Raw genomic sequence first — 24261 nt, forward strand, 5'->3', positions numbered from 1 at the left:
TGAAGTGGGCACAAAACCATGCCTAAAAGAACAGACATCAAATCCATCATGATCATCGGCGCGGGTCCGATTGTTATCGGTCAGGCCTGCGAGTTTGACTATTCCGGTGCACAGGCCTGTAAAGCCCTGCGCGAGGAAGGTTACCGCGTCATTCTGGTCAACTCCAACCCGGCGACCATCATGACCGACCCCGATCTGGCCGATGCGACCTATGTCGAGCCGATCACACCGGAAGTCGTCGAGAAGATCATCGCCCGCGAAAAGCCGGATGCCCTGCTGCCGACCATGGGCGGCCAGACAGCGCTGAACACCGGTCTGGCCCTGGAACGGTCCGGCGCCCTGCACCGCCACGGTGTCGAGCTGATCGGTGCGAAAGCCGATGTGATCGAAAAGGCCGAAGATCGCCTGTTGTTCCGCAACGCGATGGACAAGATCGGCCTGATGTCCCCGCGCTCCAAGGTTGTTCACAGCTTTGAGGAAGCACTGGACGGTCTGGATTTCGTCGGCCTGCCCGCAATCATCCGTCCGTCCTTCACACTGGGCGGCACCGGTGGCGGCATTGCCTACAACCCCGAGGAGTTCGAGGAAATCGTCAAGGGCGGCCTGAAAGCCTCCCCGACCAACGAGGTCCTGATCGAACAGTCCGTTCTGGGCTGGAAAGAGTACGAGATGGAAGTGGTGCGCGACAGCGCGGACAACTGCATCATCATCTGCTCCATCGAAAACATCGATCCGATGGGTGTACACACCGGTGACTCTGTGACCGTTGCCCCGGCCCTGACCCTGACCGACAAGGAATACCAGTTGCTGCGCGATGCCTCCATCGCCACCCTGCGTGAAATCGGCGTGGACACCGGCGGCTCCAACGTCCAGTTCGGGATCAACCCGGAAAACGGCGAGATCGTCGTGATCGAGATGAACCCGCGCGTTTCCCGCTCCTCTGCGCTGGCCTCCAAGGCCACAGGCTTCCCGATTGCCAAGGTTGCAGCAAAACTGGCTGTCGGCTTCACCCTCGACGAGTTGAAGAACGACATTACCAAAGTGACACCGGCTTCCTTCGAGCCGACCATCGACTATGTTGTGACCAAGATCCCGCGCTTCACCTTCGAGAAGTTCCCCGGTGCGGAAGACTACCTGACCACCTCCATGAAATCCGTGGGCGAGGCCATGTCCATCGGTCGCTGCTTTGCAGAGTCCGCCCAGAAGGCCCTGCGCTCCATGGAAACCGGCCTGACAGGCTTCAACGAGGTTCACATTCCCGGCGCAGTTCTGGAAGACGGCTCTGTTGACAAGGATGCGGTCCGCGCCTTCCTGTCCAAGCCGACCAAGGACCGCATGCTCTCCATTGCACAGGGTTTCCGTCACGGCCTGAGCGAAGAGGAAATCTTCGCGGTGACCAAGTTTGACCCGTGGTTCCTGCGCCAGATCGAAGACATTGTGATCACTGAAAACGGCGTGCGTGAAAACGGCCTGCCAACCACACGTCAGGGCCTCCACAGCCTCAAGCGCATGGGCTTTGCCGACACGCGCCTTGCAGAGCTGACCGGTCTGACGGAAGCAGAGGTGGCCGCGAAGCGTCAGGAGCTGGACATCCACCCTGTCTTCAAGCGCATCGACACCTGTGCGGGCGAGTTCCCGTCCGATACGCCCTACATGTACTCCTGCTACGAGGGCGACGGCGTAAACCCGGCTGACTGTGAAGCCGATGTTTCCGACCGCGAAAAGGTCATGATCCTTGGTGGCGGCCCGAACCGGATCGGCCAGGGCATCGAGTTCGACTACTGCTGTGTCCATGCCGCCTATGCCCTGAGCGATGCCGGTTACGAGACCATCATGGTCAACTGTAACCCGGAAACGGTTTCCACCGACTACGACACCTCCGACCGTCTCTATTTCGAACCACTGACAGCCGAGGACGTGATCGAGATTGCACGCAAGGAGCAGTCGAAAGGCACACTGAAGGGTGTGATCGTCCAGTTTGGCGGCCAGACACCGCTGAAGCTGTCCCATGCGCTCGAAGCAGCGGGCATTCCGATCCTCGGAACCTCTCCGGATGCGATCGACCTTGCCGAGGACCGCGAACGCTTCCAGAAGCTTCTGCAGGAACTGAATCTGCGCCAGCCTGCTAACGGCACCGCGACAAGCCGCGAGGGCGCGCACGAAGTGGCGAAGGAAATCGGCTTCCCTGCTGTCATCCGCCCCTCCTACGTTCTGGGTGGCCGTGCGATGGAAATCATTCACTCCACGGAGCAGCTGGATCGCTACATCACCAACGCGGTTCAGGTTTCCGGCAAGAACCCTGTTCTGCTGGACACCTACCTGCAGGACGCGATTGAAGTTGACGTCGATGCTCTTTGTGACGGCAAGGACGTCTTTGTCTCCGGCATCATGGAACACATCGAGGAAGCGGGGATCCACTCCGGTGACTCAGCCTGCTCCCTGCCGCCCTACAGCCTGAGCGCTGAAATTGTCGAGGACATCCGCCAGCAGGCCCACAAGCTTGCCCTGGCCCTGAACGTTGTCGGTCTGATGAACGTCCAGTTCGCGGTCAAGGACGGCGTGGTCTACATCCTCGAGGTCAACCCGCGCGCCAGCCGGACCGTTCCCTTTGTTGCCAAGGCAACAGGCAACCCGATTGCCAAGATCGCATCCCGTCTGATGGCTGGCGAGAAACTGGCGGACTTTGATCTCGTCAGGGAAATGGGTGAACATATCGCGGTGAAGGAAGCTGTCTTCCCGTTCAACCGCTTCCCGGGTGTTGATGTGGTTCTCGGCCCTGAAATGCGCTCGACCGGTGAGGTCATCGGCCTCGACAAGAGCTTCGATGCAGCCTTCCTGAAAGCACAGATGGCCGCCGGTGTCGAACTGCCGACCGAAGGCACGGTCTTTATCTCCGTCAAGGAGCGGGACAAGGTCGGTATGGTGGCTGTGGCGCGTGATCTGCTCGACATGGGCTTCCGCATCATCGCAACAGCCGGTACCGCACAGGCCCTGACAGCCGAGGGTCTGGACGTTGAGACTGTTCTGAAAGTCCGCGAGGGTCGCCCGAACATTGTCGATGCGATCAAGTCCGGTGGTGTTCAGATCATCATCAACACCACAGAGGGCCTCAAGGCCATTTCAGACAGCTTTGACATCCGCCGCGGTGCACTGGACAACTCCATTCCCTACTTCACAACAGCCAACGGTGCGCGTGCCATGGTTGCTGCCGTGAAGGCCAAACAGCGTGACGATTTGCAAGTTGCACCTTTACAAGGTTACTTCAATACGTCATTCTAAGTGTCTTGTGGCTCCCGATTTCTGAACGAATCGGGAGCCTGACTCTTTTTATACAACCTCTAACCCCTTGGGATTTTGCTGCATGAGTGAAAAATTCCCCATGACAGCCCAGGGCCTCGTTCGACTGGAAGAAGAACTGCGCGTTCTCAAATCCGAAGAGCGCCCCGCTGTTATTCAGGCCATTGCAGAAGCGCGTGAACATGGCGATCTGTCTGAAAACGCCGAGTATCACGCCGCGCGTGAGAAACAGAGCTTTATCGAAGGTCGCATTCAGGAGCTGGAAACACGGATTTCCCGTGCGGAAGTCATCGACGTTGCCTCCATGAGTGGTGATACCATCAAGTTTGGCGCGACAGTGACCGTTGCTGACGAAGACACAGACGAAGAAGCCACCTATCAGCTGGTGGGCGATCTGGAAGCCGAGGTCAAGGAAGGCCGCATTGCCATCACCTCCCCACTGGCCCGCGCCCTGATCGGCAAGGAAGTCGGTGACAGTGTCGAAGTCGTGACACCAAACGGTGGCAAGGGCTACGAAGTCATCGAAATCAAATACATCTGAGTTTTCGATCCCTTTCGAAAACCCGACACAGAAGCCGCTTTCTCCCGAAGGCGGCTTTTTTTGTGTCCTTTGAGCCAACCGGATCTCGCAGGCTTTGCATGACACAAAATTTCCCGAACAGCCTCAGTAAAGCAGCAAGCCCCACGATCTTTCCGCTCAACAGGATGTCTCCCCCGCCCCTGAATTTTCCCTGTAGAACTGGAGATCGGCAACAAGGGTCTGCGCTGCTCTCTCCCGCAGTTACAGGGATGAAAGCACAGCAACGCAGCTTCTGTCCTGTTTGCCAAAGCTGACGCGCAGGGCCTCTTCTGTCTTTTCAACACAGAGCAGCCAGTCTCTTCACATTGTTCCATTTACAGGCCGGAAAGCTCTGACCTTTCAACGGAGATCACCTCCTGAAAGTTCTTCCCGACCCTGCTCTGCATCATTCCGCGCTCCTGTGACATGACATAGAAAAATTCACCCGGGAACACAAAACCCGGCCAGTTTTGCAAAGTTTTAAACTTTTGAAGATATTCTGTTTTATACAAACGAATAATAATATCTATCCGGCCTGCTCAGTCTCTTCTCCCTGCTCGGGCCCTTCTCTGGGAAATCAGTCAAATGCCTGCTCTTCGTTACCCGTCTTTCTTTCACAAACCCAAGCTGCGGATGCACTCCTGCAAAACAGAACGGATCTCTTAGACAAAACCGGACATTCTGCTATATTAACCACACACAAAGTGTGGTTTAGGAAAATCCGAGTGTTTTTGTAAAGTTTTAAGAGTTCTGCTCTAAACTGCCCGTTCCCTGCCAGACACACAATGGCAGGCGGTTGCCCGGATTACTTGTCCCATTGTGTTTCTGAAAGTAAATCAATGAAAAACCTGTCCATTTTCGTGAAGTTGTCCATTTTGCTGGGCGTCTTTGCGCTTTCGCTGATCGCCATTTCCACCTACAGCCTCTATTCCCTGCGCGAAAACATGATTGAAAACCGCAAGCAGGAAGTCAAAACCGTGATCGACGCTGCCGTTAACATGAGCCAGTACTATCAGGGTCTGGCTGACAGCGGAGAGATGGATCAGGACACCGCCATCGCCACCTATTACCGCAATATGCAGGAACTCAAGTTTGCAGATGGCGTGGGTTATCTCTTCGCCTTTGGTCCCGATGGTGTCACACAGATGCACGCCGGAAAGCCATCGCTCAAGGGCAAGAACCTCTGGGATCTTCAGGACTCTGATGGAAACTACGTGATCCGCCTGCTGGTGGGTGCGGCAGAGAGCGATGGTTACTTCAGCTATCTCTGGCAAAAGCCGGGCAAGCCGGACGAACTGACCTTTGAAAAGATTTCCTATGCAGCCGGACTGCCCTGGGGACACATTATCGGAACCGGTCTTTACATTGATGATATCGACGAACAGTTCTGGGCCGAGGCCACACAGAACGGTGTTCTCTCCGCTGTGATCATTCTCGTTGTTCTTGGTCTGAGCATCCTGATTTCAAAGGATATTTCCGGACCGCTGGCCAAGCTGCAGTCTGCAATGGACCGCATTTCGCAGGGGCACTATACCGACGCTCTGCCCGAAGCAGACCGCAGGGACGAGATCGGCAGGATTGCCGCCACCCTGCTGGAATTCCGCGCCAAGCTCCAGCAGAACGAGGAACTGCGTTCATCCCAGCAGGAAATGGAAAAGAGCGCCGCACGCCAGCGCGCGGAGGAAACACTCGCCCTGGCCGATCAGCTGGAACAGCAGATCAAGGGTCTGATCAACAAGATGGGCCATTCCATTTCCGGTCTGAACAGCACCAGTTCCGAAATGACCTCCATCGCACAGCAAAGCTCCGAGCGTTCCAGCGAGGTCCGCTCCGTGACCAGCGAAGCCTCCGGCAACATTGATTCCGTTGCTGCGGCAACGGAGGAGCTGACAGCATCCGCACGGGAGATCGGCAACCAGATCCAGCTCTCCTCCCAGGTGGCAAACGAGGTGTCCACCGAGGCCGAGCAAACCAACACCCGCGTGGAGGCCCTCGCCCAGTCCATCGACAGGATCGGCGATGTGGTCAAGCTGATCGAGGACATCACTGAACAAACCAACCTGCTGGCGCTCAACGCCACCATCGAGGCCGCACGTGCCGGTGAGGCTGGCAAGGGCTTTGCCGTTGTCGCCAACGAGGTTCGCAGTCTGGCCGGGCAAACCGCCAACGCCACGACCGAGATCACCACGCAGATCAAGGAAGTTCAGTCCGAAAGCCAGAAGGCCCTGGCCTCTGTTTCCGGCATCAGTGGCTCCATCACAAAGGTGGCGGAACAGGCCAACAGCATTGTCTCCACTGTCGAGGAGCAGAACTCCGCCATTCAGGAAATTGCCCAGCGTGTCGCACAGGTGTCTTCCAGCACCCACATGGTCGGCAGTCACATCGACGATGTCGCCAGCAACGCCCAGCAAACCCTCAACGCCACACAGGGCATTTCCAGCTCTGCAGACGAACTGGTGCAGGAAAGCGAGCAACTGGCAGAGGAAATCGATCACTTCCTCCGCGACATCCGTTCCCGCGCCAATGCCTGACCCTCGTTTGACGAACAAGCCGAAACAGAAAGGCCCTGCTGATGCGGGGCCTTTTTCCTGTCAGGAACCTTGCGGGATCACAATCAGAGTTCCCCCTGCGAAAAAGGCGGACCACTGAGGTCCGCCTTTTCCTGTTCTGTTGCTGAAGATTTTACAGGAAGCGACTGCGGGCTTCGGTGGCCAGCGTTTGCATGTCGCTGTCCTTGATCCGTCCAATCAGGAGGAACTTGTGGTCCTCGGTTTCCCAGGAGGCCGCGGCCATGCCCAGCAGTTCCTTCATCTGCAGTTCGCTGTCCTGCCCGACGTCGTTGCGGTTGATGATACAGAGCGCAACGGGTTCGCCGTCGGGATCGAGATAGGCGACCTGCACCAGTGGCAGGCTGTTGAAGCCCAGCACCTGCGCACGCACCAGTTCCAGCGATCCAAGGTCATCCAGCCGGGGACCCAGCTCGCTCAACCTGAGCACATCGGATACCTGTGCGATCTGCTCGCTCAGAACCTCCGGGCTGTTGTCGAGGCCTGAAAGCGTCTCGGTCACATAGAGCGCCTGATAGCTGGCGACCTCCATCTGCCAGGACAGCGGCTGGTCCTGCAGGTACCTGTCATAGCCGCCTGCACCGATCACCACACCAAGAGCCAGGGTCGCCGCCAGCGCACCCCAGCGGCGCACCAGTGCAAAACTGCCACGCTGCCGGTCGGAGGCACTCTCCCCCTGCAGCTTTCCCCGGGTCGCCTGATTTTGCTCGAACCTTGCGTGTGCCTCACGCAGCCACTCTTCCAGTTCCTGCCGTTTTGCTTCATCCGGCAGGCCCGTTGCTTCAGGCTCGACAGAGCCGTGGAACTCGTCAAGTGCGAGGATACGCTGTTCCAGCGTGTCGTCCTGCTCCATTGCCGCGACGATTTCGTCTGTCAGGTCAGCCGGAAGCTCGCCATCGAGAAAACGGCGGAGCGTTTCTTCTGAATAGGTCATTTCCGTTTACTTTCCTTCTCGGCAAACAGTTCCGGTTCCCACGTCTTCAGCGCCTTGCGCGCGTGGTGCAGGCGGCTCATCACAGTTCCAAGCGGAACTCCCAGAATCTCAGCAGCTTCGCGATAGGTGAACTGCTCGACATAGACCAGTTCGACCGTCGCACGCTGCGCTTCGGGAAGCTCCAATACCTTAGAAAACACTTCACGCGCCAGAATATTCACATCCGCACCCGGTTTTTTGTCCGCAAAATGATCCGGTGTGTAGTTTTCCAGACTTCCCGTCTTGCGAATGGCCTTCGAGCGCAGCTCGTTGAGCCAGATGGAGCGGCAGATGGTCAGCAGCCAGCCCTTGAGATTCTGGTCTTCCCGATAGAGATGGGCCTTTTCCAGAGCACGCAGGCAGGTGGCCTGCAACAGATCATCCGCCAGATCGGGCGCCCCTGAAAGCGACAGGGCAAAACGCCAGATCACAGTGAGGTAGGGAACCAGCAATTCCCCCATACTCACCGGACCGTCAGCCCCGTCCGATTTTTTTTCAGTTGCCATTGAATAAATAATCTCCCCTGCGTGTTCGTACTGATAATGCCCGAACTGCACAGGTGCAACATACACCCGCTTCTACAGGAGGATAGGAACCATGAAGAAGATTGTAAAGCTGGCGACCGCTCTCATCGCACTCACTTTTGGGTCATTGGCCCATGCCGGGGGACACGAAAGCTGGAAACTCGACAACGAGAACTCCCGTCTGTCCTTTGGTTCGATCAAGAAGGACACTGTCGGTGAGGTCCACCATTTTCAGGAGCTTTCCGGCAAGCTGGCAGAAAACGGCCAGGTCGAACTGGAAATCAATCTCGGCTCTGTTGAAACCTGGATTGATATCCGCAACAGCCGCATTCTCGAACACGTCTTCGGGGACTACAAAACAGCAACACTGAGCGCCACAGTGGACATGGAAGAGGTCAAAGCCCTCGCCGTGGGGGACAGCACTGTACTGGATATGGAAGGCCAGCTCGACTTTCTGGGACAGACAATCGATCTGGAATCAGAAATCTTCGTCGCACGCCTCGGCAAGGACAGGCTGCTGGCTAGCACCAATGACATGATCTTCCTGTCCACCGAGGAAGCAGGCCTGAACGCCGGTGTGGATGTGCTCAAGGACCTTGCCTCCCTGCCCGGCATCACACGCACGGTTCCAATCACCCTGCGCGCGGTCTTTACCGCAACCCACGATCACGCCGCTGCTGAACCCGAAAGCCACAGCGTAACAGTTGCCTCTGTCGGAGCTGCCGATGTCATTGAGGGCGATATCAAAAAGGGCAAGAAGCTCTATCGCGGCTGCAAGGCCTGCCACAGCCTGAAGGCTGGCAAGAACGGCGTTGGCCCCAGCCTGAACGGCATCATCGGTGCCTCTGCTGCTGCCGTTGAGGGCTACAAATATTCCAAGGCCATGAAAGACTCCGGACTGGTGTGGGATCAGGCCAACCTGACAGCTTTCCTGTCCAACCCGAAAGGACTGGTCAAGGGCACCAAGATGCAATACCGCGGAATCAAGAAGGAGAGCGACATTCAGGACCTGCTGGCCTATATCCAGTCACAATCCTGATTTTCCGGCCTGATTGTCCGGCCTGATTTTCCGGTCTGATATCCCCGCCTGATCCTGTGGTCCGGCTTGACCTTGTCGCCTGACCATCAGCCCTGTTTTCAGACCCGGATTTCTGTGGATCGTTTTGTCCCGGGCCTGATGCTCCGGCCCCTGTTGGCCAAAAAAACTGATTTTCCGGCCTCTGACAGACCTGTCTCTGACTGATTTGGCCTCCTGCTCTCCTTTGATTCTGTCGAACCCTGCCGGTCAAATTTGATCCCATGCGATTTAACCGCGCGGGATTTTAGTGAGCGACTTTGCTCCACGAGGTCTACACTTCCGCCGGGTCCCGCGCGTGGTCCCGGCGTTTTTTTGACCGAAGGCTCCCGCTCAGACAGGCCGGACAAAGGCCTTTCCAGACAGATTTTTTCAAACAAACGGACAATCGTCCCAACTTTTCAAACCCCTGTTCACCCCCGGCAGTAAACAAGGCGCCCCTGCAGCTTCAGCCAGGGCTGTTCACCAACTGGACACCCCTGTGATACTAAGGATAACCGGACAGCTGTTTGTGAAAGCCGGACAGCCCGCATCCCGTGGTAAGCTTCCACGGAAATCCCATCAAACCATGAAGCGCAGAGCACCATGAAAACCGACGCCAACATTCTTGTCCTTCTGATCGAAGACGATATGGACATTGCAGAAACGGTCAGCGATTTCCTCACGCTGGAGGGCATTGAGTGCGACCATGCCTATGATGGCGAAACGGGGCTTCGCATGGCTTCCGGAGGGCACTACGACGTCATCCTGCTGGATGTCATGCTGCCCTTTCGCGACGGTGTGAGTGTCTGCAAGGCTCTGCGTGACAAGGGCCTCGACACCCCGGTTCTGATGCTGACCGCCCGGGACACACTGGATGACAAGCTCACCGGCTTCCGGGCCGGAGCGGATGACTATCTGATCAAACCCTTCGCGCTGGAGGAACTGGTGATCCGTACCCGCGTCCTGTCAAGGCGACGCAGCGGGGAAATCAAACGCTTCCGGCTGGCTGATCTGGAAATCGACTTCACGGAAAAGACCATCCGGCGCGGCACGACCTTCATCAGGGTTCCTCCGACCGGCTGGACCATTCTTGAAATTCTGGCCCAGAACAGCCCGAAGCTGGTGTCGCGCAACCGGCTTGAGATGGCCCTGTGGGGCGGGGAACCTCCGGACACCAACGCCCTGAAGGTCCACCTCTACAAACTGCGGCAGAAACTGGACAGGCCCTTTTCCAGAAGCCTGATCCACACTGTCCCCAATCAGGGAACAGCATTGCGGGAGGAAGACTGATGATCTGGCGCAGAAAACATCGTCCCAAAAAAGAGCGGACCTTCCCGAAAATTCTGAGAAAATACGTCCTGTTCACACTGGGCGTTACAGTGCTGTTCTATACGGTCATCCTCAATTTCTATCTCACCAAGGGAACATTCCTGGGGGCTGCGTTCGAGCTGGAAAACTTCGGCAGATTCTACGAACGGATGCTCGCCGAAAATCCGAATGCCGAGCTGCCCAAACAGTTCAATGTTTCCCCCTATCGGAACTTTGAGGACATTCCTGTCAATCTGAGGCGCCATCTGGTCAAGGACAGGCTGAGACCCAATCGCCTCAAGCCACTGGACATGGAAGAACTGGACGGCGTGAGCGAAGAGGATGCCAAATACTTCCATCTGGTTTTCCCCTTTACGATGAAAAACGGAAAAACCCTCTATCTGACCCAGTGGTTCGGGCCGGAGGACGAACTCAGTGTCTTCCTTGATGAAATGGACAAACTGACCCTCATCACCCTGCCCCTTGCCCTGCTGGTTACCTTTGCCTTTGTTGTCATCCTCTGGCTTCTGGGGCGGCGGTTTTCCCGCCCGTCCGAACATCTGGCCAACTGGATCAAGGGCCTGTCATCCGACAGGCTGGCCGAACCTGTCCCCAACTTCGGTTTTCAGGAACTGAACCAGATCGCCGGAGAACTGCACAGCTCTCTGGTCCGGCTCGACCACTTTGTCGCGCGCGAGAAGGAATTCCTGCGACAGGCCAGCCACGAGCTGCGCACGCCCATCACGGTGATCAGCGGCAATGTGGAGCTGCTTGCACGGCAGGAGACGACCCCGACCGAAGACAAGGCCGTCAGACGCATTCACCGCGCTACGCAGAACATGAAGCAGCTGATTGAAACCCTGTTGTGGCTCGGGCGGGAAATCGACACCTCCCGGCAAGAGGAGACCTTCGATATCCGCGATATCGTTCAGGACGTGATGGGTGAACTGGATTATCTTTTCGAAGCAGACGGGACAGAGTTCGAACTTAAGGTCGAAACGGACAAAACAGTTCTGACCTGTCAGCGCACAGCCTTTTACATTGCCCTGTCCAACCTGCTGCGCAATGCCTTCCAGTACACACCGAAGGGCGTGATCCGGGTTTATCTGCTCGACAACAGCATTCTGGTTGAAAACCACATCAGCACATCGCAAAAGACAGACAAAGAGGGAGCCGGTCACGGGATCGGCCTTCAGCTTGTCCGCAAGATCTGCACACGCTGCAACTGGGATTTCACGCTCTCTCCCCTCGCTGGCGGAGGCATGCACGCCCGCATTGACTACAAAAAACAAACAAAGTGATTTTTGTTTACCCTTTGGATGCCCCCGGTCGTCATAGGGTCCCCCCAGACCCCACGACTTCCGGAGCAATCCATGAGAAAATCACTTTACACATTCACCCTCTGCGCAGTTCTCGCCCTTGTCCAGTTTGCCGGCTCTGCCTGGGCACAGTCCCCTGACGGGGACAGGGAAGAAGAACCGTCCGACTGGCAGCTTACCCTTGGTGCCGGTGTCGGCTTTGCTCCGGACTATGAAGGATCCGACGACTATGAAGCCATTTTCCTTCCGGAGGCAGAAATCGTCTGGAAAGATCGCGTCAGTCTTTCGCCCGGCGGACTGAACATCGATGCCTATCAGGGTGAAAGGCTCACTCTCGGTTTCGGCCTTGGACTGACAGACAGCCGCGATGATTCCGACAACAGCGCCCTGAGGGGCCTCGGTGACATTGACACCAGCGCAGAGGGCAGTCTCTATGCCTCCTACGAATTTGACTTCGCCAGCATCAATGCGCTCTTTGCGCAGGATCTCGGTGACGGACACGAAGGCGCTTTCGTCGAGCTGTCAGCCGATGTCTTCCTGCCGGTCACCGATGATCTCGTCCTGCTGGTCGGTCCCGATCTGACCTGGGCTTCCGAAGACTACATGCAGTCCTTCTTCGGCATCTCCTCCTCACAGGCCGCATCCAGTGCCTATTCCACCTTCGATGCCGATGCCGGCTTCAAGGATGTGGGCCTGCACGCCATGGCCCGTTACCCACTGACAGAGTCCATCTCCCTCAACGGGATCGTGCAGTACAAACGGTTGCTTGGCGATGCTGCTGACAGCCCGATTGTCGAGGACGAGGGTTCCGCCGATCAGGTCTTCGGCGGCATGACCATCAGCTACAGATTCTAGTCCCCGCTCACCGGAGCACCCAGCAGAACCTTGAAACTTCAACAGGCAGCAAGGCACACCGCCCTGCTGCCTGTTTTTTTCCGCCATACAGGGTTGTACCAAGAACACTCAGATCGCCAGATATTGCTGGCGCAGGTCCTCGTTTTCCAGCACCTCCTGCGCAAGGCCGTCGAAGACCTTCTGCCCGCTTTCCAGAATGATGGCACGGTCAGCCAGATGCAGGGCTGCAATTGCATTCTGCTCAACCAGAACAGTCGTGATCCCGTGAGACTTGATCTCCTCGAGGATCTTCTCGATCTCCCTGACAATCACAGGTGCCAGACCCTCGTAGGGTTCATCCAGCAGCAGGAGCTTGACATCCCGCGAAAGAGCACGGGCCACAGCCAGCATCTGCTGCTCCCCGCCAGAGAGGGTCACCCCTTCCTGATTGCGGCGTTCCCCCAGACGTGGAAAGTGATCATAGAGACGCTCAATCGACCAGCCCAGCGGACCTTCGATCTGCGCCAGTTCCAGATTTTCCTGCACCGTGAGACCGGGGATAATCCGGCGGTCTTCCGGCACCAGACCAATACCGTTGCGCGCGGCCTCAAAGGACTTCATGGTGTGCAGCGGCTTGTGATCCAGCCACACCTCCCCTTGCGTGCAAAGCGGTTCGTCCATGCGGGCGATGGTCCGCAGTGTGGAGGTCTTTCCCGCACCGTTCCGGCCCAGCAGGGCCACGATTTCGCCCTCGTGAATGTCAAAGCTGATACCCTGCACAATATAGCTCTCGCCATAGTAGGCGTGCAGGTTCCAGGCAGAGAAATAGGCCGGGGCAGACCCCTTGTTCGGAACAGGGGCAACACCCGGGGCTGTTTTGTTTTCCATACTCAGCATCAGACTTCAGCTCCCCCCAGATAGGCTTCCTGCACGCGCGGATCGCCCTTGATTTCCTCGGGCGTTCCCTCGGCAATGATATGACCGCGAGCCAGCACGGAAATCCGTGTAGCCAATGAGAAGACAACGTGCATGTCATGCTCGATGATCACCTTGGAAATGCCGCGCTCGCCGATCTTTTTCAGCAGATCAATGGTGTTGTTGGTGTCCGCACGGGCCATGCCCGCTGTTGGTTCGTCCAGCAACAGGAGTTTGGGTTTCTGGACCAGGCACATGGCCAGCTCCAGGCGGCGTTTGTCCCCGCGGGACAGCGATCCGGCAACCATTTCCTTCTTGTCGGCCAGACCGATGTCTTCGAGGATATGCTCTGCTTCCTCCCTGACCTCCCCGCGGCTGACCACCCCGCCCCACGCATTGAGGGAGAAGGCTCCGTCATTGTGGGCAAAGGCCGGGATCATGGCGTTTTCCAGCAGATTGAGATCATTGAAGACCTCCGGTGTCTGGAACACGCGCGAGATTCCCATCTGGTTGATCCTGTGCGGCGGCAGGCCACTGAGCGAATGCGCCCCGTCCCTGCCGTAATAGACAACAGACCCCGTATCCGGAATCAGGCGTCCCACCAGACAGTTCAGGAAGGTCGACTTTCCCGCTCCGTTTGGCCCGATGATCGCATGGACAGAGCCGTCACGAATGCGGATGTTGACATCATCCAGCGCTTTCAGGCCGCCAAAGTTCTTGTTCACGCCCTCAACGACGAGGACGTCTTCCGATTGATTCAGCATGTTACTCGGCCCCTTCCTGCTCGTTCAGTTTGCTCTTGGACGCAGTCGCCTTGCCAACACGGGCGGAAATCCAGTCCGCCAGCCGCTGGAAGCCTTCCATTGCCCCACCGGGCAGGAAGATCACAATCAGCATGAAGAGCACACCCAGCGTCAGGTGCCAGCCACTGCCGACAAAAAGCCCGGCAAAGGACACCCATGCCCCCTGGATACCATCCGGCAGGAAGCCGAAGATGTCATTGAGCACACCCTGGTTAAAGGCCGAGAAAATGTTCTCGCAGTACTTGATCACCGCAGCACCGATCATCGGCCCCAGCAGTGTTCCGGCACCACCGAGGATGGTCATCAGCACCACCTCGCCCGATGCGGTCCACTGCATGCGCTCTGCACCGGCCAGCGGATCGATCACCACCATCAGTGCCCCGGCAAGACCGGCATAGATGCCCGAGATCACAAAGGCGGACAGCAAATAGGGGCGCGTGTTAAGACCGGTGTACTTCATCCGGTTCTGGTTCGATTTCACCGCCTTGAGCATCATGCCGAACGGAGAACGCACCAGACGCACGGAAATATAAAACCCGATGATCAGCACCACCGCGCAGAAGTAAAAGCCGTTGTAGCCCGTCAGCCCCATCCCGAAAAGATCCGGCAGGGGCAGGCCATCACCGACAGGCGCGGAATCAAAGATACGCGGATCAGCCTGCTCCAGCTGGAGGCCGGTTTCCCCGTTGGTGATCGGGGTCAGAACCGAATAGGCCAGGTTGTAGCACATCTGCGCAAAGGCCAGTGTCAGGATCGAGAAGTAGATGCCCGAACGGCGCAGGGCAATAAAGCCGATCAGAAGCGCAAAGACCCCGGTCACAGCCATGGCAAAGACAATGGCCAGCAGGGCGTTCATGCTGAAAAGCTTGAAGGACCAGAGCGCCGTGTAGGAGCCAATGCCGATAAAGGCCGCATGACCGAAGGAAAGATAGCCCGTCATGCCGAAGAGAATGTTGAAACCAATGGCAAAGAGGCCAAAGATCGCAAATTTCTGCAACAGATCGGGATAGCCTGCTCCGAAAGGCTGAAGCCACAAAGGCATCAGGAGGATAACGGCGGCAAAGCCGAGGACCAGAATATGGTCTTTGTTTGGAAACTGTGCCATGTCCTACTCCTCCATCACACCACGACGCCCCATCAGGCCGCGCGGACGTGTCAGCAACACAATCACAGCGATGAGGTAGATAACGATCTGGTCAATACCGGGAATAATGGCCTTGACCTCGGTCATGGACGCAAAGGACTGGAGAATTCCCAGCAGGAACCCTGCGGCAACGGCTCCACCCAGCGATCCCATGCCACCAACGACAACCACAACAAAGGAAAGGACAAGGAAGTCCATCCCGATGTGATAGTCGGGCGGCAGAATGGGCGCATACATGACACCGGCCATACCCGTCACAACAGCCGCCAGACCGAAGACAATGGTAAACTTCCTGTCGATATCAATGCCCAGCAACCCGACCGTTTCACGGTCTGCCATGCCTGCGCGCACCACCATGCCAAAGGTCGTCAGCTGCAAAAAGGCAAAAACCCCGGCAATCACGACCCCGGCAAAGCCGAAGAAAATCAGGCGCCACCACGGATAGATGACGTTGTCACCCAGTCCGAACCAGGAACCGACATTCGCCGATCCGGACACGAGATCCGGAGCAGGTGTCGGGATCGGGTTCGCGCCGAAGTTGGCCTTGACCAGTTCCTGAAGGACAATGGCCAGCCCGAAGGTCACAAGGATCTGCTCGGCATGGGTGCGCTTGTAGAAGCGCTGGATCAGACCGCGCTCCATGCTGTAGCCAATGGCCAGCATGATCGGCACCGTCAGAATCAGCGAGAGCGGAACGGCCATGTCAATCAGCAGCGTCCCGGTATCACCGAACCAGATTTCAAGGTAGGGGATCTCCTTGTAGGCCTCAAAGAAGGTCACGGACTCATCCTTGACGCGTTTGGAGAGCGTAAGAAGGTTCTGGAAACTGACGGCACAGAAGGCCCCCAGCATGAAGAGAGCCCCGTGGGCAAAATTCACCACTCCCAAGGTGCCGAATATCAAGGTCAGTCCCAGCGCAATCAGCGCGTAGGCCCCGCCCTTGTCCAGCCCGTTCAGGAGTTGTAGCAACACAGCATCCATAACGTCAGGCATTCCCTGTTCTGGGCTGACAAGTCCTGCCCTCTGCCAGCCTGTTTGTTTTATCGGGTGAATAAGCAGGGAGACCATTTCATGTCTGGTTTCCCTGATCCCTGCCGGGACCGGAGCGTTCTAGGCGCCACCCTGCTTCTGATCACACAGGTCTGAAGGAACAGCGGGAAGAGGAAGCCACAGGTCCTCCTCCCGCGTTCTGCCACGAAAGGGCGATCAGACTTCGTAAGGACCCAGCTCGCCCGGGAAGAAGTCAGGCGCATAGCTCACCTGCTTCGCGGGAACCTGCTGGACGACCTGCAAGAGGTCGAACTGGCTGCTTGGTGTTGTGTTGCCACGCACGACCAGAACATCCTTGAAGCACTGGTGATCCTCTGCACGATAGAGGGTCTTGCCATTGCCCATGCCGTCGAACTCGAAGCCTTCCAGCGCCCGGATCACTTCCGGCGGATAGAAGGTTCCGGCCATTTCACAGGCATTCGCATAGAGCAGTGTCTGGACATAGCAGGTGTGCGCCGCCTGGGATGGCGGGAAGCCGTACTCCTGACCAAAGGAGCGTACAAAGGCCTGGGAGGCCTCGTCCTGCAGGGACCAGTTCCAGTTGGTGGTCCCCAGAATCCCCTTGATGCTGTCGCCCGCACCCTGCGCCATCAGGCGGGAGAAGAGCGGAACAATGATCTCGAAGTTCTTGCCGTTGACCTGCTTGTCACGCAGGCCGAACTGCACAGCCTGGGTCAGGGAATTCACCATGTCCTTGCCATAGTGGTTCAGGATCAGAGTGTCCGCACCGGAGTTCAGAACCGGTGTGATGTACTGGGAGAAATCGCCCGCACCCACCGGCGTTTTCACAGTGGCCTGTGTTTGCCAACCCAGCCCTTCGGTGGTGTTCTTGATGGACTCTTCCTGTGTCCAGCCCCAGGTGTAATCCGCAGTCAGGTGATAGGCCTGACGCTCCTTGCCCATTTCCTTTTCAAGAACCGGGCCCAGTGCGGCACCGGACATGTAGGCATTGAAGAAGTGACGGAAACCATAACGGCGACGGTCCTTGCCCGTCGTGTCGTTGGAGTGTGTCAGACCGGACATGAAGATCACGCCCGCTTCCTGACAGAGCGACTGCACGGCAATCGCCACGCCGGAGGACGAACCACCGGACACCATCAGCACACCGTCCTTTTCGATCATGCGCTTCGCAGAGGCGCGCGCGGCATCAGACTTTGTCTGGGTGTCACCGGTCACGTATTCGACCTTCTTGCCCAGGACGCCGTTGCCCTTCAGGCTGGATGGCTTGAAGGTATTCATCATACCGCCATCACCCTCGCCGTTGAGGTGCTTGACAGCAAGCTGGAACGCACGCAGTTCATCCGCACCCTCATCAGCGTAAGGGCCGGTTTGCGGCACGTTAAAGCCCAGCGTTACCGAAGAACTGTTTCCGGGATCGTTGGTGAAGTCCTTCGCATAGGCATTGCGCATAAAAAAAGTCGGTGCAGCCAAACCGCCTGCAGCGACCGTTGATCCTTTCAGAAAAAGCCTCCGATCCAGAGAACCGAATTTAAGCTTGTCTCCCATTTGACATCATTCCTTTTTGTTTTCCGCAAGACGCCGAAATCCAAAAGGAATAAACCAAGAGGACAAACAGTCACCTGCGGACTTTATAAGCCTTTACCCATTCAGAACTGCGCACTCTTTTCCCGAAAACCACTCAATTACAAGGCCTTGAAGATGAGAACTTGGATCACATCTTCTCCTCATAAGGCCTTTACTTTTTTTATTTAAATCGGGACGAGAATTCCTTTTACAGAAATTCGAAACCGCAATTCACAAGCAAAATAATGACGCATTCCATCAAGCGAATGCAAGCCCCTTTTACAAAATCAACATAACCTGACCTTTATATTTTCAGCTCTTTACATGGCAAACACTACATACAATGGCACGAAAACAGGAAACAACTTCACATCAATTTGTTATGGGTTGACAAAAACTTAGAGGACTTTTTTCCAGACCACTCAATCACCCCCAAACCCGCACTTTTCTTATGGTTTATAGGGCGTAAAAAAATAATTCCGGGAACAGCAAAACCTCTCGCGAATGCGCTCTTTTTTCACACAAAGACGTGATTGCTCACTGCCGGAACGGACAAAAAATCCTTTCCGAAAAGATTCCTGTAAAAAGAGGCCCTTCCACAAAAACAACAACGGAAAAAATCAGCGAATCTCCGCCTTTTACTCCGGAGCGGAGAAAGGGTCCCCCAGCCTTGCAACAGCAGGGACAAGGACAAAACCTCTTCCGGGCCGAAACAAACATGAAACAAAAATAAAAAAAGACTCACGATTATGTGCTATGAATTTGAGGGGGATAAAGAAAGTGCGACCCCCATATCCTTAAGGGTTCAGGAAACTTGTATGGATGGAGGGCACAAGTTATGAATTCTTTTTCGCACGACTTCGTGATGAACTCGCTGCAATATCTCTCATCAATTTTTGTCTTTGCGATTGGCCTCGCTTTTCTTTCAGTCGCAGTACTTTTTATTATAGATATTACGCAACACAAGGACGCCATACGCAAAAACTATCCGGTTGTTGGCCGTTTCCGTTATCTCTTTTCCACGCTGGGCGAGTTTTTCCGCCAGTATTTCTTTGCCATGGATCGTGAGGAGATGCCCTTTAACCGGGCAGAGCGCGAGTGGGTGCACCGGGCCACTCATGACCACGACAACACCGTTGCCTTTGGTTCCAGCAAGAACCTGACCCCTGCAGGCACGGCCATTTTCGTCAACTGCCCCTTCCCGACACTGGAAGAAGACGCAGCCGAAATCCAGCCGCTGGAAATCGGTCCCTTTTGTGAAAAGCCCTACAAGGCTCCGTCATTTTTCAATATTTCCGGTATGAGCTATGGCGCCCTGTCCACACCGGCTGTGCGCGCCCTGTCCAAAGGCGCAAAAATGGCCGACTGCTGGATGAACACAGGCGAAGGCGGCCTGTCCCCCTATCACCTGGAGGGAGGCTGCGACGTTGTCTTTCAAATCGGCACCGCCAAATACGGCGTGCGGACAGCCGACGGCAGGCTGTCGGACGAGAAGCTCCGTGAAGTGGCCGCCCACGAACAGGTTCGCATGTTCGAGCTGAAGATGAGCCAGGGGGCCAAGCCCGGCAAGGGGGGCATTCTTCCGGGTGTGAAGGTCACTGCCGAAATCGCAAAAATCCGCGGCATTCCGGAAGGCGAGGATTCCATATCACCCAACCGCCATCCGGAGATCAACAACAGCATCGAGATGCTGGACATGATCAACCATGTGCGCAACGTCACCGGAAAGCCCGTCGGCTTTAAAACCGTGATGGGCTCCTTTGGCTGGCTGGAAACGCTCTGTCAGGAAATCCACAAACGCGGCATTGAATCGGCACCGGACTTTATCACCGTGGACAGTGGCGACGGAGGGACGGGCGCTGCCCCGATGCCCCTGATGGACAATGTCGGCCTGCCAATCCGGGAATCCCTGCCGCTTGTGTCCGATGTCCTGCACCGCTACGGCCTGCGCGAGCGCATCCGGGTGATTGCTTCCGGCAAGCTGATCACACCCTCGGAGGTGGGCTGGGCCCTGGCTGTCGGCGCGGACTTTGTCACCTCGGCCCGTGGCTTCATGTTCTCCCTTGGCTGTATCCAGGCGCTCAAGTGCAACAGGAACACCTGCCCGACGGGGATCACCACACACAACAGGCGCCTGCAGCGCGGCCTTGACCCGCAAGACAAGTCAACCAAGGTCGCCAATTTCTGCCTGAACATGCACCACGAGGTCGAAATCATTTCCCACTCCTGTGGCGTGGCCCGTCCCCGGCTGATGCGGCGCAAGCACGTCCGCATAGTCCAGGACAACGGCCGCTCCCTGCCCATGGACGTCCTCTACCCCCGCCCGGACATCATGCCGGAATACGCTGCCATCGCAGCAGAACTGGCAAAGAACAGCCCTCATGAGGAAAAGAGAGGATACTGCGGCTAGAAATACGGAACTGCCCGGTTCATCAAAGACACGCAACAAAACACCCCGGGAAACACATCCGGGGCGCATCTGAAAAACAGACCGGTCCGGGACAGACCGGTTCCGACAAGACACAAACGAAAGAGTCACATCATGCCTGAGATGAAAGCATCTGATCTGTTTGTCAAAGCACTCGAAGCAGAGGGGGTCGAATACATCTTTGCCGTTCCCGGCGAGGAAAACCTCGACATGGTTGAATCCCTGCGAACCTCAAGCATCAAGCTGATCCTCACCCGCCACGAACAGGGGGCTGCCTTTATGGCCGCCACCTATGGCCGCCTGAGCGGAAAGGCCGGGGTTTGCATGGCCACTCTCGGCCCCGGAGCGACCAACTTCGCCACACCGGCAGCCTATGCCCATCTGGGAGCCTTTCCCCTGATCATCATCACAGGACAGAAGCCGATCAAGAAATCCAAGCAGGGGCAGTTCCAGATCATCGACGTCGTCGGGCTTTTTGATCCCATCTGCAAGATGTCCAAGCAGATTGTCCACGGCAACACCATCCCCGCCCTCGTCCGCGAGGCCTTCCGCCTCGCCGAGGAAGAACGCCCCGGCGCAGTCCTGCTGGAACTTCCGGAAGATATCGCGGCCGAGGAAACCGACGCGCCGATCATCCCGCCCCACGAGCGTTTCTATGCGGTTGCCGATGATGCCGTGCTCGACAAGGCTGCCGACATGATCAGGTCCGCCCGGATGCCACTGGTTCTGATCGGTGCGGGGGCCAACCGCAAGCACGCCCGCCATGCGCTCTCCGAATTTATCAACAGCACGCAAATCCCCTTCTTTGTCACCCAGATGGGCAAGGGCGTCGTCGATGAACGCTCCGAACTTTTCCTCGGAACGGCTGCACTGTCCGATGGCGACTATCTTCACTGCGCCATTGAACGCGCGGACCTGATCATCAACATCGGGCATGACGTGGTGGAAAAGCCACCCTTCTTCATGGAGGAAAACGGCAAGCAGGTTGTGCATGTCAACTACAAGTCCGCACAGGTTGACCAGGTCTATTTCCCGCAGGTGGAAGTCATTGGTGATCTGGCGGCCTCCATTGATCGCCTGAAAGACAAGCTCGGCGGGAAAGTCGATTTTGACCGCGCCTATTTTGACCGCATCAAGACAGAGGTCGAGCTTCACATCAGCGAAGGCGCAGATGACAACCGCTTCCCGGTGATCCCGCAACGTTTTGTCAGCGACACCCGCAAGGTGATGAAGGACTGCGATATCATCGCACTGGACAATGGCATCTACAAAATCTGGTACGCCCGCAACTACAAGGCTCACCAGCCCAACACTGTGCTGCTCGACAACGCCCTGGCCACCATGGGCGCAGGCCTGCCCTCTGCCATGATGGCCGCCATGCTCAACCCGGACCGGCGCGTCATGGCCATCTGCGGGGATGGCGGTTTCATGATGAACTCGCAGGAGCTGGAAACCGCCGTGCGCCTCGGTCTCAATCTGGTGGTCACGGTCCTGAACGACAGCTCCTATGGCATGATCCGCTGGAAACAGTCACACGCGGGTTTTGATGACTGGGGGCTGGAATTCAACAATCCGGATTTTGTCCAGTACGCCAACAGCTATGGCGCGACTGGCCACCGGGTCACCGCAACCGAAGATCTGATCCCGACCTTTGAAAAGGCCTTTTCGGCCGGCGGGGTCCATCTGATCGATCTGCCCGTCGACTACTCGGAAAACCAGCGGGTTCTGATTGATGAACTGGCACAGAAAGTCTGTCTGATTTAAGGGGGAAGAAATGACAAACAGAGTATCCGTCGTCAATCCGTACGACCTGCAGGAGATCGGTGAAATCAGCCTCGTGGATGAAAACACCGTTGATCGCTATCTGGAACAGGCCCACCAGCTTTACAGAAACCGCAGCAACTGGCTTCCTGCCTTCAGGCGGATCGGGGTGCTGAAAAAGACGGCAAGGCTCATGGCAGATCGCTTTGACGAACTGGCCTTCCAGATCGCCGACGAAGGCGGAAAACCGCTGATCGATGCCCGTATCGAGGTCACACGCGCCATCGACGGTGTTGAGCTTTGCATCAAGGAACTGTCCCATCTCGGCGGGCGGGAAATCCCGATGGACCTCACTGCTGCGGGGGCCGGACGCATGGCCTTTACCACCCGCGAACCCATTGGTGTTGTGGTCGCGGTTTCCGCCTTCAATCACCCGCTGAACCTGATCGTCCACCAGGTTGCTCCGGCTGTTGCTGTGGGCTGCCCCGTGCTGGTCAAGCCTGCAACCGCAACGCCCCTGTCCTGCCGGACCTTTATTGACATCCTCCACGAAGCGGGCCTGCCTGAGGAATGGGCACGCTTCACCCCTTGTGACAACACGGTCGCCACCCGCATGGTGACCGATCCGCGGGTTGCCTTCTTCTCCTTTATCGGTTCGGGCAAGGTTGGCTGGATGCTGCGTTCGAAACTGGCGCCCGGCACACGCTGCGCGCTGGAACACGGTGGCGTTGCTCCGGTCATCATCGATGAAGGTGCAGACCTCAAGGCCATGATCCCGGCCCTTCTCAAGGGTGGCTTCTATCATTCCGGGCAGGTCTGCGTGTCCGTACAGCGCATCTATGCCCCACAGGATCACGCGCAGGAAATCGCCGAGCGCCTTGCCATCGGTGCCGCCCAGCTCAAGGTTGGCAACGCCATTCATGACAGCACGGAATGCGGCCCTCTGATCCAGCCGCGCGAGGTGGATCGTGTGGCCGAATGGATTTCGGAAGCGCGCGATGGCGGTGCGAAGGTCCTGTGCGGGGGCGACAGGCTGAGCGAGACAACCTACGCCCCGACCGTCCTGCTTGATGCCCCGGAAGAGGCGCGGATTTCGAAGATGGAAATCTTCGGCCCCGCTGTTTCCGTTTATGGTTATGAGGATTTCAACGAGGCCATTGCCCGTGCCAACAGCCTGCCCTTCGCCTTTCAGGCTGCGGTTTTCACCGACAGGCTCGAGCGGGCGATGTCAGCCGTCCGGGAGCTGGATGCCACAGCCGTCATGGTCAATGATCACACCGCCTTTCGCACCGACTGGATGCCCTTCGCCGGGCGCAGGCAATCCGGCTACAACACCGGAGGAATCGGCTACACCATGCACGACATGACCCAGGACAAGATGGCTGTCATCAGGCTCTAGTCCCTCCTTCGGGAAAACCGAAGGGTGATCATCTCACTGAGTGTAATTTTATATGACTCGATCATATATATTATGCTATAAGGAAACTGTTGCTGAAGTCGCCAGGATTTCAGCCGGTTTCAATCACCTTGAGCACCTTCCCGCAATTCCGGGGATACCTGCGCGGGAAGATCCTTTTAAAGCCTGATCAAGAAAAAAGCTGTCATGCTTGCGCATGATACAGACAACAGTCCGGAGCAAATGAGCCCCTATCCTCCCTTTTCCCTGCCCCTGGCAGAGCAGAAACTGTCCCGTCCCTTTCACGATCTTCTGGATTACTGGCATCAGATCAGGGGCAGACATCCCATTCCGCTCAAACAGGATTTTGACCCCTTTGCCATCAGCGATCTCCTCCCCTGCCTGATCCTCTTCGAGGTTCTGCGCAACAGGGAAAGCCTGGACTTCCGCTTTCGGGTTGTCGGCACCTATCTCGATGAACGCCACAACGGATGCTACACCGGCAGCACTGTCACCGAAGTCTACGGAAACAACCACGGACAAATCTGGCACGCCTGTGAAAACGTCGCACAGACCGCAACACCGGAACTGGCACAGTTTCCCTTCACAGGACAGGCCCGGCTGGCGAAAGAGGAAAGGATCACCTCGGTCAACGCACTCTTCCTGCCGCTCTCCGAACAGGGCGGGCTGGTCGATTACATCCTCTGCCTTGTGAACTTCAAACACGCCGCCGGAGCGGACAGACAAACGGGGCATCCTGCCTGACAGCAGAGCCCCGCTTTTCCTGAGCATTCCGGGATGA

At 56.9% G+C, this 24261-nt stretch carries 18 protein-coding genes; 11 read left to right on the forward strand and 7 right to left on the reverse strand.

Annotated features, from left to right (window positions below; all coding sequences use genetic code 11):
- Window positions 1-18: 18 nt before the first annotated feature.
- The 3 genes from carB to AAAH10_RS06705 all read left to right on the forward strand — a co-directional run bounded on the left by carB (window position 19) and on the right by AAAH10_RS06705 (window position 6387).
- Window positions 19-3279: a carbamoyl-phosphate synthase large subunit gene (gene carB / locus AAAH10_RS06695; RefSeq protein WP_343561848.1), complete on the forward strand. Its 3261-nt coding sequence runs from the start codon at window positions 19-21 to the stop codon at window positions 3277-3279.
- 82 nt (window positions 3280-3361) lie between these two features.
- On the forward strand, window positions 3362-3838 hold the full coding sequence (gene greA / locus AAAH10_RS06700; protein WP_343561850.1) for a transcription elongation factor GreA: 477 nt from the start codon (window positions 3362-3364) through the stop codon (window positions 3836-3838).
- Window positions 3839-4695: 857 nt separating this feature from the next.
- Window positions 4696-6387, forward strand: coding sequence for a methyl-accepting chemotaxis protein (locus AAAH10_RS06705; protein WP_343561852.1), 1692 nt, complete (start codon window positions 4696-4698; stop codon window positions 6385-6387).
- 151 nt (window positions 6388-6538) lie between these two features.
- Here the strand turns inward: AAAH10_RS06705 and AAAH10_RS06710 are convergent, their stop codons facing one another.
- Window positions 6539-7357 carry a hypothetical protein gene (locus AAAH10_RS06710; RefSeq protein ID WP_343561854.1) on the reverse strand — a complete coding sequence of 273 codons (819 nt, stop codon included), beginning with the start codon at window positions 7355-7357 and terminating at the stop codon, window positions 6539-6541.
- Window positions 7354-7902 (reverse strand): RNA polymerase sigma factor, encoded by a 549-nt coding sequence (locus tag AAAH10_RS06715; RefSeq protein ID WP_343561856.1) that lies wholly within the window; start codon window positions 7900-7902, stop codon window positions 7354-7356. Before AAAH10_RS06715 ends, AAAH10_RS06710 begins: the two co-directional genes overlap by 4 nt.
- A gap of 91 nt (window positions 7903-7993) precedes the next feature.
- Between AAAH10_RS06715 and AAAH10_RS06720 the strand changes: the two genes are divergently transcribed.
- The 4 genes from AAAH10_RS06720 (at window position 7994) to AAAH10_RS06735 (ending at window position 12459) form a co-directional block, all read left to right on the forward strand.
- A complete protein-coding gene (locus tag AAAH10_RS06720; protein ID WP_343561858.1) occupies window positions 7994-8959 on the forward strand; it encodes a c-type cytochrome in 966 nt (321 codons plus the stop codon).
- A 621-nt stretch (window positions 8960-9580) separates the two neighbouring features.
- Entirely contained in the window at window positions 9581-10267 is a 687-nt protein-coding gene (locus tag AAAH10_RS06725) for a response regulator transcription factor (protein WP_343561860.1), read from the forward strand.
- A complete protein-coding gene (locus AAAH10_RS06730) occupies window positions 10267-11586 on the forward strand; it encodes a sensor histidine kinase (protein WP_343561862.1) in 1320 nt (439 codons plus the stop codon). The genes AAAH10_RS06725 and AAAH10_RS06730 overlap by 1 nt, the downstream gene beginning before the upstream one ends.
- A gap of 72 nt (window positions 11587-11658) precedes the next feature.
- Complete coding sequence (locus tag AAAH10_RS06735) at window positions 11659-12459, forward strand: MipA/OmpV family protein (RefSeq protein ID WP_343561864.1); 801 nt, start codon at window positions 11659-11661, stop codon at window positions 12457-12459.
- Window positions 12460-12567: 108 nt separating this feature from the next.
- On the opposite strand, the gene AAAH10_RS06740 is transcribed toward AAAH10_RS06735, so the two are convergent.
- From AAAH10_RS06740 to AAAH10_RS06760, 5 genes are all read right to left on the reverse strand, one after another.
- On the reverse strand, window positions 12568-13335 hold the full coding sequence (locus AAAH10_RS06740; RefSeq protein ID WP_343561866.1) for an ABC transporter ATP-binding protein: 768 nt from the start codon (window positions 13333-13335) through the stop codon (window positions 12568-12570).
- Window positions 13335-14117, reverse strand: coding sequence for an ABC transporter ATP-binding protein (locus tag AAAH10_RS06745; RefSeq protein ID WP_343561868.1), 783 nt, complete (start codon window positions 14115-14117; stop codon window positions 13335-13337). The genes AAAH10_RS06740 and AAAH10_RS06745 overlap by 1 nt, the downstream gene beginning before the upstream one ends.
- Window position 14118: 1 nt before the next feature.
- On the reverse strand, window positions 14119-15261 hold the full coding sequence (locus AAAH10_RS06750) for a branched-chain amino acid ABC transporter permease (RefSeq protein ID WP_343561870.1): 1143 nt from the start codon (window positions 15259-15261) through the stop codon (window positions 14119-14121).
- A 3-nt stretch (window positions 15262-15264) separates the two neighbouring features.
- A complete protein-coding gene (locus AAAH10_RS06755; RefSeq protein WP_442490268.1) occupies window positions 15265-16281 on the reverse strand; it encodes a branched-chain amino acid ABC transporter permease in 1017 nt (338 codons plus the stop codon).
- Window positions 16282-16506: 225 nt separating this feature from the next.
- Window positions 16507-17856 (reverse strand): substrate-binding protein, encoded by a 1350-nt coding sequence (locus tag AAAH10_RS06760; protein WP_343561874.1) that lies wholly within the window; start codon window positions 17854-17856, stop codon window positions 16507-16509.
- Between the two features lie 856 nt (window positions 17857-18712).
- Between AAAH10_RS06760 and AAAH10_RS06765 the strand changes: the two genes are divergently transcribed.
- The 4 genes from AAAH10_RS06765 to AAAH10_RS06780 all read left to right on the forward strand — a co-directional run bounded on the left by AAAH10_RS06765 (window position 18713) and on the right by AAAH10_RS06780 (window position 24224).
- Window positions 18713-20284, forward strand: coding sequence for an FMN-binding glutamate synthase family protein (locus tag AAAH10_RS06765; RefSeq protein WP_343561876.1), 1572 nt, complete (start codon window positions 18713-18715; stop codon window positions 20282-20284).
- Window positions 20285-20416: 132 nt separating this feature from the next.
- Window positions 20417-22066 carry an acetolactate synthase large subunit gene (locus AAAH10_RS06770; RefSeq protein ID WP_343561878.1) on the forward strand — a complete coding sequence of 550 codons (1650 nt, stop codon included), beginning with the start codon at window positions 20417-20419 and terminating at the stop codon, window positions 22064-22066.
- A gap of 10 nt (window positions 22067-22076) precedes the next feature.
- Window positions 22077-23462, forward strand: coding sequence for an aldehyde dehydrogenase family protein (locus AAAH10_RS06775; protein WP_343561880.1), 1386 nt, complete (start codon window positions 22077-22079; stop codon window positions 23460-23462).
- A 204-nt stretch (window positions 23463-23666) separates the two neighbouring features.
- Window positions 23667-24224: a PAS domain-containing protein gene (locus AAAH10_RS06780; protein ID WP_343561883.1), complete on the forward strand. Its 558-nt coding sequence runs from the start codon at window positions 23667-23669 to the stop codon at window positions 24222-24224.
- Window positions 24225-24261 lie beyond the last annotated feature (37 nt).

Source organism: Carbonatibacter coralli (assembly GCF_039592655.1).
GTDB classification, from domain to species: Bacteria; Pseudomonadota; Alphaproteobacteria; order Kiloniellales; family Kiloniellaceae; genus Carbonatibacter; species Carbonatibacter coralli.

Bases quoted from the DNA above. Each gene is read 5' to 3' on its own strand.
- AAAH10_RS06735 (WP_343561864.1), top strand. From the start codon at position 11,659: ATGAGAAAATCACTTTACACATTCACCCTCTGCGCAGTTCTCGCCCTT.
- AAAH10_RS06775 (WP_343561880.1), top strand. From the start codon at position 22,077: ATGACAAACAGAGTATCCGTCGTCAATCCGTACGACCTGCAGGAGATC.
- AAAH10_RS06740 (WP_343561866.1), bottom strand. From the start codon at position 13,335: ATGCTGAGTATGGAAAACAAAACAGCCCCGGGTGTTGCCCCTGTTCCG.
- AAAH10_RS06725 (WP_343561860.1), top strand. From the start codon at position 9,581: ATGAAAACCGACGCCAACATTCTTGTCCTTCTGATCGAAGACGATATG.
- carB (WP_343561848.1), top strand. From the start codon at position 19: ATGCCTAAAAGAACAGACATCAAATCCATCATGATCATCGGCGCGGGT.
- AAAH10_RS06765 (WP_343561876.1), top strand. From the start codon at position 18,713: ATGAATTCTTTTTCGCACGACTTCGTGATGAACTCGCTGCAATATCTC.
- AAAH10_RS06755 (WP_442490268.1), bottom strand. From the start codon at position 16,281: ATGGATGCTGTGTTGCTACAACTCCTGAACGGGCTGGACAAGGGCGGG.
- AAAH10_RS06705 (WP_343561852.1), top strand. From the start codon at position 4,696: ATGAAAAACCTGTCCATTTTCGTGAAGTTGTCCATTTTGCTGGGCGTC.
- AAAH10_RS06780 (WP_343561883.1), top strand. From the start codon at position 23,667: ATGCTTGCGCATGATACAGACAACAGTCCGGAGCAAATGAGCCCCTAT.
- AAAH10_RS06760 (WP_343561874.1), bottom strand. From the start codon at position 17,856: ATGGGAGACAAGCTTAAATTCGGTTCTCTGGATCGGAGGCTTTTTCTG.
- greA (WP_343561850.1), top strand. From the start codon at position 3,362: ATGAGTGAAAAATTCCCCATGACAGCCCAGGGCCTCGTTCGACTGGAA.
- AAAH10_RS06710 (WP_343561854.1), bottom strand. From the start codon at position 7,357: ATGACCTATTCAGAAGAAACGCTCCGCCGTTTTCTCGATGGCGAGCTT.
- AAAH10_RS06770 (WP_343561878.1), top strand. From the start codon at position 20,417: ATGCCTGAGATGAAAGCATCTGATCTGTTTGTCAAAGCACTCGAAGCA.
- AAAH10_RS06730 (WP_343561862.1), top strand. From the start codon at position 10,267: ATGATCTGGCGCAGAAAACATCGTCCCAAAAAAGAGCGGACCTTCCCG.
- AAAH10_RS06750 (WP_343561870.1), bottom strand. From the start codon at position 15,261: ATGGCACAGTTTCCAAACAAAGACCATATTCTGGTCCTCGGCTTTGCC.
- AAAH10_RS06720 (WP_343561858.1), top strand. From the start codon at position 7,994: ATGAAGAAGATTGTAAAGCTGGCGACCGCTCTCATCGCACTCACTTTT.
- AAAH10_RS06745 (WP_343561868.1), bottom strand. From the start codon at position 14,117: ATGCTGAATCAATCGGAAGACGTCCTCGTCGTTGAGGGCGTGAACAAG.
- AAAH10_RS06715 (WP_343561856.1), bottom strand. From the start codon at position 7,902: ATGGCAACTGAAAAAAAATCGGACGGGGCTGACGGTCCGGTGAGTATG.